11 protein-coding genes are annotated in these 12,042 nt (G+C 57.4%); 3 read left to right on the forward strand and 8 right to left on the reverse strand.

Annotated elements, in window-relative coordinates; all coding sequences use genetic code 11:
- The first annotated feature begins 330 nt into the window (after positions 1–330).
- Complete coding sequence (locus N1078_RS06135) at positions 331–663, forward strand: YegP family protein (protein ID WP_274087323.1); 333 nt, start codon at positions 331–333, stop codon at positions 661–663.
- A gap of 207 nt (positions 664–870) precedes the next feature.
- Positions 871–1,119 (forward strand): TIGR03643 family protein, encoded by a 249-nt coding sequence (locus N1078_RS06140; RefSeq protein ID WP_443218093.1) that lies wholly within the window; start codon positions 871–873, stop codon positions 1,117–1,119.
- 115 nt (positions 1,120–1,234) lie between these two features.
- On the opposite strand, the gene N1078_RS06145 is transcribed toward N1078_RS06140, so the two are convergent.
- The 8 genes from N1078_RS06145 to N1078_RS06180 all read right to left on the reverse strand — a co-directional run bounded on the left by N1078_RS06145 (position 1,235) and on the right by N1078_RS06180 (position 10,267).
- Positions 1,235–2,128, reverse strand: coding sequence for an ABC transporter permease subunit (locus N1078_RS06145; protein WP_274087325.1), 894 nt, complete (start codon positions 2,126–2,128; stop codon positions 1,235–1,237).
- Positions 2,125–3,006: an ABC transporter permease subunit gene (locus tag N1078_RS06150; RefSeq protein ID WP_274087437.1), complete on the reverse strand. Its 882-nt coding sequence runs from the start codon at positions 3,004–3,006 to the stop codon at positions 2,125–2,127. The genes N1078_RS06145 and N1078_RS06150 overlap by 4 nt, the downstream gene beginning before the upstream one ends.
- 26 nt (positions 3,007–3,032) lie before the next feature.
- Positions 3,033–4,175 (reverse strand): polyamine ABC transporter ATP-binding protein, encoded by a 1,143-nt coding sequence (gene potA / locus N1078_RS06155; protein WP_274087326.1) that lies wholly within the window; start codon positions 4,173–4,175, stop codon positions 3,033–3,035.
- Between the two features lie 53 nt (positions 4,176–4,228).
- On the reverse strand, positions 4,229–5,320 hold the full coding sequence (locus N1078_RS06160) for a polyamine ABC transporter substrate-binding protein (RefSeq protein WP_274087327.1): 1,092 nt from the start codon (positions 5,318–5,320) through the stop codon (positions 4,229–4,231).
- Positions 5,321–5,388: 68 nt separating this feature from the next.
- Positions 5,389–6,486: an extracellular solute-binding protein gene (locus tag N1078_RS06165; protein ID WP_274087328.1), complete on the reverse strand. Its 1,098-nt coding sequence runs from the start codon at positions 6,484–6,486 to the stop codon at positions 5,389–5,391.
- A gap of 158 nt (positions 6,487–6,644) precedes the next feature.
- Entirely contained in the window at positions 6,645–8,018 is a 1,374-nt protein-coding gene (locus N1078_RS06170; RefSeq protein ID WP_274087329.1) for an aspartate aminotransferase family protein, read from the reverse strand.
- 94 nt (positions 8,019–8,112) lie between these two features.
- The gene (locus tag N1078_RS06175) at positions 8,113–9,471 is read right to left on the reverse strand and encodes a glutamine synthetase family protein (protein ID WP_274087330.1); all 1,359 of its coding nucleotides are present in this window, start codon (positions 9,469–9,471) and stop codon (positions 8,113–8,115) included.
- A 43-nt stretch (positions 9,472–9,514) separates the two neighbouring features.
- A complete protein-coding gene (locus N1078_RS06180) occupies positions 9,515–10,267 on the reverse strand; it encodes a gamma-glutamyl-gamma-aminobutyrate hydrolase family protein (protein WP_274087331.1) in 753 nt (250 codons plus the stop codon).
- A 276-nt stretch (positions 10,268–10,543) separates the two neighbouring features.
- On the opposite strand from N1078_RS06180, the gene N1078_RS06185 reads away from it, so the two are divergent.
- Positions 10,544–11,920 carry a glutamine synthetase family protein gene (locus tag N1078_RS06185; protein WP_274087332.1) on the forward strand — a complete coding sequence of 459 codons (1,377 nt, stop codon included), beginning with the start codon at positions 10,544–10,546 and terminating at the stop codon, positions 11,918–11,920.
- Positions 11,921–12,042: the final 122 nt, after the last annotated feature.

Consider the following 12,042-nt stretch of genomic DNA (forward strand, 5'->3'; position numbering starts at 1 on the left):
CATCTGCTTCATCGGAAAACTCAGCGGGTGGAATCCGGGTATTTTGCCAAAATCAGGAAGTCTTCTTCAGAATTTCCCTAGAGAGTTTCAGTAGCTAACAATGTATATGCACTCTCCCACAAGTAGTGAGCAAAGCTTTCCTAGCCCTGTCGTCAGTTCGATTACATTCGTATAGCCGGTCTATTGTTGGCTTTTTCGCCTTGGCCATTCAGCAGTTCACTCAGCGGGATTCAATCAATCACGAAGATCATCATTGCTATCCGCCGCCCAGCCTTATTCTTTCGACTACACTCTTCACGCACATTAGCAATCTAAATAACGGAGATGCATATGGCTGGCTGGTATGAGTTGACGAATAGCAGTGACGGGCAGTTTCGCTTTGTGCTTAAAGCGGGCAATGCGGAAATCATTCTCACAAGTGAGTTATATAAAACCAGAGCAAGCGCCGAGAACGGTATTAGCTCGGTGCAAAATAACTGCCAAGCAGATGAGCGTTACGACAGGAAAGAGTCGGCGAACAATAAGTTTTACTTTAATTTAAAGGCAGCTAATCATCAGATCATTGGCTCCAGCCAGATGTATGCGACGGCGGCGGCGCGTGATAAGGGCATTGAGTCCGTAAAAAATAACGGGACGTCTGAGACAGTCAAAGACCTGACGTAAGCCATCAGCGCTTATGCGCTGAACGCTGTCGCTCTACCGGACACTGCGCCGCACGCTCTGCAGTGTCCGGCTTTACCGCCGCCCGCCTAAACGCCACGCCACGCACAGTTCACCTCGGCTACAAAGACTTTCACAGCCTGCGGCCAGCCTCTTATGATGGGCGCCGTATCAGCGCCAGATTAATCAGCATGCGATGAGGTCAGGGTGGTGTTTTCAGAGAGTGAGTTATCACGTGTTATCGAGATGGCTTGGGAAGATCGAACGCCGTTCGAAGCCATTCAATTGCAGTTCGGCTTGGATGAGGCTGGGGTGATTGCGCTGATGCGACGCAGCCTCAAGCCCGGCAGCTTCAAGCTATGGCGTGAGCGGGTCAGTGGTCGGCAGACCAAGCACCTGCAGTTGCGCGACCCGCAGGTGGGCCGAGGGTATTGCCCGACGCAGTACAAACACCGTTAAACGCCATTCGGTCTGGACGGTTATCTGCCAGCACTTGCGAGCCCCCTTTATGGGGTGAGCGCCACAGCAAAAAGGGCCACATGTGTGGCCCTTTTTGTTTTAACCCGCTGTGCGATCAAGCATGCACTTGCGAGGGGTCGCGGCGGTTATCGGGGCCGTCTTGCAGGTGGGCACCGGTGGATTCATCCATCGCTTGCTGCAGGGCTTTCTTGCGCTTTTCTTCGGCACGGTGGGCGAAGAACCACACCAGGAAGGTGGCGAAGGACACCGACAACAGGATCAGGCTGGCCACCGCGTTGATTTCCGGCTTCACGCCCAGACGTACGGCGGAGAAGACTTCCATCGGCAAGGTGGTCGAGCCCGGCCCGGAGACGAAGCTGGCGAGTACCAGATCGTCCAGCGACAGGGCAAAGGACATCATTGCGCCGGCCGCCAGCGAAGGCGCGATCATCGGGATGGTGATCAGGAAGAACACCTTCCACGGCTTGGCACCGAGGTCCATGGCCGCTTCTTCGATGGACAGGTCCAACTCACGCAAGCGCGACGACACCACCACGGCCACATAGGCCGAACAGAAGGTGGTGTGGGCGATCCAGATGGTCAAGATGCCGCGCTCAGCCGGCCAGCCGATCAGCTGGGCCATCGCCACAAACAGCAGCAGCAACGACAGACCGGTAATCACCTCGGGCATCACCAGCGGGGCGGTGACCAGGCCACCGAACAGCGTGCGGCCCTTGAAGCGGGTGACGCGGGTCAGCACGAAGGCGGCCATGGTGCCCAGCGCAACGGCGGCAATCGCGGTGTAGCAGGCGATTTCCAGCGAGCGCATCACCGAGTTCATCAGCTGGGTGTTGTCGAGCAAGCCGACGTACCACTTCACCGACCAGCCGCCCCACACCGTGACCAGGCGCGACTCGTTGAACGAGTAGATCACCAGGATCAGCATCGGCAGGTAGATAAAGGCAAAACCGGCCCACAACATAAAGTTGGAGAAACTAAAACGCTTCATGGCCGGCCCTCCATTTCTTTCGCTTGGTGACGGTTAAACAGAATGATCGGGATGATCAGGATCGCCAGCATGACCACCGCCAGGGCGGAGGCTACCGGCCAGTCGCGGTTGTTGAAGAACTCTTGCCAGAGCACCTTGCCGATCATCAGGGTTTCCGGGCCACCGAGCAGTTCAGGAATCACGAACTCACCCACCACCGGGATAAACACCAGCATGCAGCCGGTGATGATGCCGCCTTTGGCCAGCGGTACGGTGATTTTCCAGAAGCTGTTGAAGGTGCTCGACCCCAGGTCGGCGGCGGCTTCCAGTAGGCTCTGGTCGTGTTTAACCAGGTTGGCGAACAGCGGCAGGATCATAAACGGCAGGTACGAGTAAACGATACCGATGTACACCGCCAGGTTGGTGTTGAGGATCTGCAGCGGTTCGTTGATCACCCCCAGCCACAGCAGGAAGCTGTTGAGCAGGCCGTTGTTGCTGAGGATGCCCATCCAGGCATACACGCGGATCAGAATCGCCGTCCAGGTCGGCATCATGATCAGCAGCAAAAAGACCATTTGCTTGGCTTTGTCGGCCCGCGCGATGGCATAGGCCATGGGAAAGCCAATCACCAGGCAAAGCAGCGTGCTGATGGCGGCGATTTTCAATGAGCCTAAGTAAGCCGCCAGGTACAGCGCATCTTCACTGAGGAAGATGTAGTTACTCAGGTTAACTATCAGGGTGAAGGTGTTGTCCACCCAGCTGAACACCTCGGTGTAGGGCGGGATGGCAACGTCGGCTTCGGCAAAGCTGATTTTCATCACAATGATGAAAGGCAGCAGGAAGAATAGGAACAGCCAGAGGAAGGGCACCCCAATTACCAGGTGCCGGCCCTTGGGCATACGGCGGCTGATGCTTCGGCTGATATTCATGAGCGTAATGTCACCCCGCTGTCGTCCTCCCACCAGACGTAGACTTCATCGTCCCAGGTAGGCCGTGCGCCACGCCGTTCGGCGTTGGCGACAAATGACTGGACGATCTTGCCGCTTGGCAGCTGCACGTAAAACACCGAGTGGCCGCCCAGGTAGGCAATGTCGTGCACGGTGCCGCGTGACCAGTTGTACTCAAAGCCTGGCTGCTCGGTGCTGAAGAGCATTTTTTCCGGGCGAATGGCGTAGGTGATGCTCTTGTCCTGCACCGAGGTATTAACCCCGTGGCCGACGTAGATGTTGCGCTCAAGATCGGGGCTGTCGATCAGTGCGTGGTCTTCCATGTCCTCGACTACGGTGCCTTCGAACAGGTTGACGCTGCCGATGAACTCGCAGACCAGGCGGCTGGTCGGGGTTTCGTAAATGTCGACCGGGCTGCCGATCTGGGCGATCCAGCCGAGGTGCATGATGGCGATGCGCTGGGCCATGGTCATGGCCTCTTCCTGGTCGTGAGTCACCATGACGCAGGTTACGCCGACGCGCTCGATGATCTCGACCAACTCAAGCTGCATCTGCGAACGCAGCTTTTTGTCCAGTGCGCCCATGGGCTCGTCGAGCAGCAGCAGCTTAGGCCGCTTGGCCAGCGAACGCGCCAACGCCACACGCTGACGCTGACCACCGGAGAGCTGATGCGGCTTGCGCTTGGCGTACTGGCTCATGTGCACCAGCTTGAGCATTTCTTCAACGCGGGCGGCGATTTCCGCCTTGGGCATTTTGTCTTGCTTGAGGCCGAAGGCGATGTTCTCGGCCACGCTCATGTGCGGGAACAGGGCGTAGGACTGGAACATCATGTTGATCGGCCGCTCGTAGGGCGGCAGATCGGTGATGTCTTCACCGTCGAGGAAAATGCGCCCTTCGGTAGGCCGCTCGAAGCCAGCGAGCATGCGCAGCAGGGTTGATTTACCCGAACCCGAACCACCGAGCAGGGCGAAAATCTCGCCCTTATTGATGGTCAGCGAAACATCATCTACGGCGATGGTTTCATCAAATTTCTTGGTGACGCGCTCAATCTTGACCAACACCTCTTTCGGTTGCTGATCGCCTTCAAGCACTTTCTTATAGGCACTGGAAGCAACTGCCATTCCCAACACTCCCGCAAAAGTAGCGCCCGGCCAATTGGCCGGGCGTTTTAAAGTTATTGGCCGGACTTAATCTTGGTCCAGCTGCGCGTCATCAAGCGTTGTACTTTCACCGGCAGTTCCGCCGAGATGTACAGCTTGTCGAGGACGTCCTGCGGCGGATACACCGACTCATCGTTACGCACTTCTGGATCCATGAACTCGCCTGCCTTGGTATTAGGGTTGGCATAACCGACGTAATCGCTGACCTGGGCAATGGCCGCTGGGTCGAGCAAATAGTTGATAAAGGCGTGGGCTTCTTTCGGGTTACCGGCATCAACCGGAATGGCCATCATGTCAAACCACAGGTTGGCGCCTTCTTTCGGGATACTGTAAGCGATCTCGATGCCCTTGCCGGCTTCTTCAGCACGGTCGGCGGCTTGCAGAATGTCACCAGAGAAGCCCACCGCTACGCAGATATTGCCGTTAGCCAGGTCACCGATGTATTTCGAGCTGTGGAAGTAACGCACGTAAGGGCGCACGGCCAGTAGTTTGGCTTCAGCCTTGGCGTAGTCGGCGGCGTCACGGGTGTTGGGGTCGAGGCCCATGTAGTTGAGCACGCCGGGGATCATTTCGTCGGCCGAGTCGAGGAAGCTAACGCCGCAAGCCGCGAGCTTCTTCATGTTTTCAGGCTCGTAGACCATGGCCCAGGAATCGATCTTGTCGACGCCCAGCACTTCTTTGATTTTGGCGACGTTGTAGCCGATACCGTTGGTGCCCCACAGGTAAGGCACTGAATACTGGTTACCGGGATCGTTAACGTCCAACTGCTTGAGCAGCGCTGGATCGAGATTTTCCCAGTTCGGCAGCTGACTGCGGTCGAGCTTCTGAAACGCGCCCGCCTTGATCTGCTTGCCGAGGAAATGGTTGGACGGCACCACAATGTCGTAGCCGGAACGGCCCGCCAGCAGTTTGCCTTCCAGGGTTTCGTTGCTGTCAAAGACGTCGTACAAGGCTTTGATGCCCGTGGCCTTCTGGAAGTCGGCCAGGGTGGTTTCGCCGATGTAGTCGGACCAGTTGTAGACCTTGACCACAGGCTCGGCGGCTTGCACGGCGGAGACGCTGACGGCGGCGGCCAGCAGACCGGCCAGAAGTGGAGTACGACGCATAGTGATTTCCTTATTGTTGTGGGTGAATGCGGTGGAGGAAGCCACCGCACACCTTTAGGGCTATGGCATTACTGACCAGATTTGATCTTGGTCCAGCTGCGCGTCATGGTGCGCTGCACCTTGGCGGGCAGATCCGGGAAGGTGTAGATCTTGGCCATGGTTTCGGCGTCCGGGTAGATGCCCGGGTCGTTACGCAGCACGTCATCCACCAGCGGCGTGGCGGCGGCGTTGCCATTAGGGAATTGCACGACGTTGGTGATGTTGGCCATGACGTCTGGCTTCATCAGGTAGTTGAGGAACACGTGAGCGGCTTCAACGTTTTTCGCATCGGCTGGGATGGCCAACATGTCGAAGAAGCTGCCAGCACCTTCTTTCGGGATGCTGTACGAGATGTTCACGCCATTCTTGGCGTCTTCAGCACGGGACTTGGACTGATACAGGTCACCCGAGTAGCCAATCGCCACGCAGATGTTGCCGTTGGCCAGGTCGCCGATGTACTTGGAGCTATGGAAGTAGGAGGTCGAAGGACGAACCGAGAGGAACAGTTCTTCGGCTTTCTTCAGCTCACCGGCATTGGTGCTGTCCGGCTTGAAGCCCAGGTAGTTGAGTGCAGCCGGGAGAATTTCAGTCGGCGAATCGAGGAACGACACGCCGCACTCTTTCAGCTTGGCCATGTTTTCTGGCTTGAATACCAGGTCCCAGGAATTGACCGGTGCGTCTGCGCCGAGCGCAGCCTTGACCTTGTCGACGTTGTAACCAATGCCGATGGTGCCCCACATGTAGGGGATCGAGTACAGGTTACCCGGGTCGCTCGGATCGAGGGCTTTGAGCAGGTTCTTGTCGAGGTTTTCCCAGTTGGGCAGCTTGGACTTGTCCAGCTTCTGGTAAACGCCGGCCTTGATCTGCTTGGCCAGGAATGGGTTAGACGGCACCACGATGTCGTAACCGGAGCTACCGGCCAGCAGTTTGGCTTCCAGGGTTTCGTTGCTGTCAAAGACGTCGTAGACGACCTTGATGCCGGTTTCCTTCTGGAAGTTATCGATGGTGTCTTCTGCGATGTAGTCGGACCAGTTGTAGACGTGAAGGACTTTGTCATCCGCGTGTGCGGCACTCACCACAGCCCCAGCAAGGGACAACGCGAGAAGGGTTTTGCCGAAAGTTTTCATGCGTACAGCTCCTGTTGTTGTAGTCATATCCGAAAGATGCGCAGCCATCTGCAGCACCTTCCGGTGAGCCTGACACACGCATTGGCGCAGTCTGGCAAGGTCACACCCCTGTTTCAACATTCAGACATAAGTGCCTGAAAAACAAAGAATATTAAACCTTAAACCAGCACCTCTGCGGCAGTCAGGTCGAGGCATTTACGGGCCTTTTCCAGCAGTTCGTCGATTTCCGCATGGCTGATCACCAGCGGCGGCGAAATAATCATGGTGTCGCCTACGGCGCGCATGATCAGACCATTATTAAAGCAGTGTCCGCGGCAGATCATGCCCACACCCACATCGCCGGAGAAACGCTTACGGCTGGCCTTGTCCTGCACCAATTCAATGGCGCCCAACATGCCGACGCCGCGCACTTCACCCACCAGCGGGTGATCGGCCAGCTCACGTAAACGTTTCTGCAAATACGGTGCCGTTTCTGCCTTGACCCGCTCAACAATCTTTTCTTCACGCAGAATACGCAGGTTTTCCAGGGCCACCGCAGCAGCCACCGGGTGCCCGGAATAGGTGAAGCCGTGGTTGAAATCGCCGCCCTGGTTAAGCACCTCGACGATGTCATCGCGCACGATCAGCCCGCCCATGGGGATGTAGCCGCTGGTCAGGCCTTTAGCGATGGTCATCATGTGCGGCGTGTTGCCGAAATAGTCGCTGCCGAACCACTCACCGGTGCGGCCGAACCCGCAGATCACTTCATCGGCGACAAATAGAATGTCGTACTTGGCGAGAATCTCGCGGATGCGCGGCCAGTAGCTGTCCGGCGGAATAATCACCCCACCGGCGCCTTGGATCGGCTCGGCAATAAAGGCGGCAACATTCTCTTCGCCGACTTCGAGGATTTTCTGCTCCAGCTGATCGGCCGCCCAGATGCCGAACTCGTCAGGGCTCATGTCGCCGCCCTCAGCAAACCAGTACGGCTGCGGGATGTGCACGATGCCCGGGATCGGCAAATCGCCCTGTTCGTGCATGTACTTCATGCCGCCCAGGCTGGCGCCGGCTACGGTGGAGCCGTGGTAGCCGTTAACCCGACTGATGATGACCTTCTTGTTGGGCTGCCCCTTGATTGCCCAGTAATGGCGCACCATCCGCAGCATGGTGTCGTTACCTTCCGAACCCGAGCCGGTGAAGAACACGTGGTTCATGCCTTGCGGGGCCAGATCAGAAATCGCCTTAGCCAGCTCCAGCGCCGGCGGCGTGGCGGTCTGGAAGAACATGTTGTAGTAGGGCAGCTCTTGCATCTGCTTAGCAGCGGCGTCTGCCAGCTCTTTGCGACCATAGCCAATCGCCACACACCAGAGCCCGGCCATGGCATCGAGGATCTTGTGACCCTCGCTGTCCCACAGGTACACGCCATCGGCCTTGGTGATAATGCGCGGCCCGTTTTCCGCCAACTGTTTGAAGTCGCTAAACGGCGCGAGGTGGTGTTCGCGGCTCATGGCCTGCCACTCGCGGGTTTTCGGGTTGGTCACTTGACTGTTCATAACAACACCTTGATTACACAGGCTGCGCATTGCAGCCCAGGAAAATACTTGGCAGTGGCTGGCGCCGGGGTCACCCGCGCCAGCCACCTGACGGTTACACCGACAGCAGCAGGAACTCGCGTTCCCAGGAGCTGATTACGCGTTTGTAGTTCTCGTGCTCGGCACGCTTAACGGCTACGTAGCCGCGCATGAACTTCTCGCCCAGGTACTTCTCGGCGGCCTTGCAAGCCTCCATCCGCTCCAGCGCATGCTCGATGGTGATCGGCAGACGCAGGTTGCGGCGCTCGTAAGCACGCCCTTTGACTGGCGCACTTGGCTTAATGTCTTCAACCATGCCCATGTAGCCGCACAGCAGCGAAGCCGCGAGGACCAGATAGGGGTTGGCGTCAGCACCGGCCAGGCGGTTTTCGACACGGCGGTTCTGCGGCGTGGCTTCCGGTACGCGCAGGCCAACCGTGCGGTTCTCTTCGCCCCATTCGACGTTCACCGGCGCCGAGGTGTCCGGCAGGAAGCGGCGGAACGAATTGACGTTTGGCGCGAACAGCGGCAGCAGCTCAGGGATGTACTTCTGCAGGCCGCCGATGTGGTTCATAAACAGCTGGCTCATGCTGCCGTCGGCATTGGAGAACAGGTTCTTGCCGGTCTTGATGTCCACCACGCTCTGGTGAATGTGCATCGCGCTGCCTGGCTGATCGGTGATCGGCTTGGCCATAAAGGTCGCGGCCACATCGTGCTTGAGCGAGGCTTCACGCATGGTGCGCTTGAATACGGTGATCTGATCCGCCAGATGCAGCGCCTCGCCGTGACGGAAGTTGATCTCCATCTGTGCCGGGCCGTCTTCGTGGATCAGCGTGTCGAGGTCCAGGCCCTGGATTTCGCACCAGTCGTAGACGTCTTCAAACAGCGGATCAAATTCGTTGGCGGCATCGATAGAGAACGACTGGCGGCCCACCTCAGGACGCCCGGAGCGGCCCATCGGCGCTTCCAGCGGGAAATCCGGGTCGCTGCAACGCTTGGTCAGGTAGAACTCCATTTCCGGCGCGACGATCGGCTTCCAGCCCTTATCGGCATACAACTTGAGAATATTCTTGAGGATGTTGCGCGGCGACAGCTCGATCGGATTGCCCTGCTTGTCGAAGGTGTCGTGGATCACCATCGCCGTCGGCTCCAGCGCCCATGGCACCAGGAACGCGGCGTTCTCATCCGGGCGGCAGAACATATCAATGTCCGCCTCGTCGAGCAGGTCGTAATAGATGTCATCCTCGACGTAGTCGCCGGTCACTGTCTGTAGCAGCACACTCTCGGGGAGGCGCATGCCCTTTTCGTCGAGGAACTTATTGGTCGGCGAAATCTTACCGCGGGCAATGCCGGTAAGATCGCTGATCAAGCATTCAACTTCGGTGATTTTGCGTTCTTTCAGCCAGCTCGAAAGCTGGTCTAATTTGGTGCTCATAGAGACCTCAGGGTTGGTGAGAACCGACTTATATAGAGTCGGTTCAGCGTTGCCCCGCCGTCTTCCTGCAAGCCTCACCAAAGGCCTGGAAGATGGCGAGATAATTCGGGTTAGATCGTACCTGCCATTCAGGGTGCCATTGCACCCCCAAGGCAAAGCTTTTGGCACCTTCGACGGAGAAGGCTTCGATCAACCCGTCAGGCGCCAGTGCTTCTACGCGAAGGCCCGGCGCCAGACGCTGAACGCCCTGGCCATGAATGGAATTAACTTGAATCTCGTCCGGCAAGCCGATGCCGGCGAGCAGCCCGCCCGGCTGCACATGCAGCGCGTGACGCAGGCCATATTGTTGTTCTACGGGAAGATCAGCGGGTTCACGGTGGTCCATTAACCCGGCAACCTCATGCACACGCTGATGCAGTGCACCACCAAAGGCTACGTTCATCTCCTGAAAACCACGGCAAATGCCCAACACCGGGATACCGGCAGCAATTGCTGCTTTAATCAAAGGAAGTGTCGTATTGTCACGCGCCGGATCATGCGCAGTGCCGGGTTCACTGGCGTCGCCAGCATAGTGATGGGGTTCAACGTTGGAAGGCGAGCCGGTAAACACCAGGCCGTCGAGTTGCTGCAGCAGGTAAGCCTGATCAAGCTGCTCACCCAGTGCTGGGATGATGACTGGCATACCGCCTGCCACCTGAACAATTGCTTGCAGGTATTTATCACCGGCAGTGTGGTAGATGTTGTGCCCGATCTGCTTGGTGCAGGCACTAACGCCGATTATCGGCTGGCGCGACATGAGACACCCGTTTTATTGCTGTTATGGGTTTTGGCCGAGCTTAGCCTTGTTCATTTTTTTTCACAATAGCCATGTAAAAAATTGAACACACCCGACTGAGCACCGCGAAAGACAAGGGTTTCAGCTAGGCTGCACTGCCCTGTAATGCCCTGAAATTGGCCACTAAGCACCAATTAAGGGCAAAACGCGCCTCTCTTGACAGCATCAGGTGTTTAAGATTGACTCACACCCGTGCAATTGCATGATTGATATTTTTAACATAAAAGGTGTTGCATCATGTCGGTACCCCCGCGTGCCGTTCAGCTTAACGAAGCGAACGCGTTCCTTAAGAAACATCCTGAGGTCCTGTTCGTCGACCTTCTGATCGCAGATATGAATGGTGTGGTGCGCGGTAAGCGTATCGAGCGTGCGAGCCTGCATAAGGTTTACGAACGCGGCATCAATCTCCCGGCGTCTCTATTCGCTCTGGATATCAATGGCTCAACGGTGGAAAGCACCGGTCTGGGTCTGGATATCGGCGATGCCGATCGTATCTGTTATCCCATCCCCAACACCCTGTGCTACGAGCCTTGGCAGAAGCGCCCTACCGCGCAACTGTTAATGACCATGCATGAACTGGAAGGCCAGCCGTTCTTTGCCGATCCACGGGAAGTGTTGCGTCAGGTGGTCGAGAAGTTCGACGAACTGGGCCTTACCATTTGTGCAGCCTTCGAGCTGGAGTTCTACCTGATTGACCAGGCCAACGTGAATGGCCGTCCGCAGCCACCGCTGTCGCCTCTGTCAGGCAAACGTCCACACTCGACTCAGGTGTACCTGATCGACGACCTCGACGAATACGCCGAGTGCCTGCAGGACATCCTTGAAGGTGCTAAAGAGCAGGGCATCCCTGCCGACGCCATCGTCAAGGAAAGTGCGCCCGCGCAATTCGAGGTAAACCTGCACCACGTCGCCGACCCGATCAAGGCGTGCGACTACGCGCTGCTGCTCAAGCGCCTGGTTAAGAACATCGCCTATGACCATGAAATGGACACCACCTTCATGGCCAAGCCGTACCCCAACCAAGCGGGTAACGGGCTGCATGTGCACATCTCGATTCTCGACAAAGACGGCAATAACATTTTTGCCTGCGAAGATCCTGAGCAGAACGATGCACTGCGCCACGCCATTGGCGGCGTGCTGGAAACCATGCCTGCTTCGATGGCCTTCCTCTGCCCCAACGTCAACTCTTACCGTCGCTTCGGTGCGCAGTACTACGTACCTAACTCACCAAGCTGGGGTATCGACAACCGCACCGTAGCTCTGCGCGTACCGAATGACACGGCCGATGCCGTGCGCATCGAGCACCGCGTCGCCGGCGCAGACGCCAACCCGTACTTGCTGCTGTCGGCGGTATTGGCTGGTGTGCACCACGGCCTGACCAACAAAATCGAGCCGGGGCCGCCTGTAGAAGGCAACTCCTACGAGCAAAACGAGCAAAGCCTGCCGAACAACCTGCGCGATGCCCTGCGCGAGTTGGACGACAGTGAAATCCTGGCACGCTATATCGACCCGAAATACATCGATATCTTCGTCGCCTGCAAGGAAAGCGAGTTGGCCGAGTTCGAGAACTCCATCTCCGACCTCGAGTACAACTGGTACTTGCACACCGTTTGATGCAACACCCAACGCCGGCCTTCGAGCCGGCGTTTTTTATTCTGCGCGCTGCGCCACGCCTGCCCTTTATTCACGTCTCGGCGCGATGACGGGCAAGCTGCGCCGCACATTCCTGCTGACGC

Source organism: Pseudomonas sp. MIL19, from assembly GCF_028680365.1.
Lineage (GTDB): Bacteria > Pseudomonadota > Gammaproteobacteria > Pseudomonadales > Pseudomonadaceae > Aquipseudomonas > Aquipseudomonas spirodelae.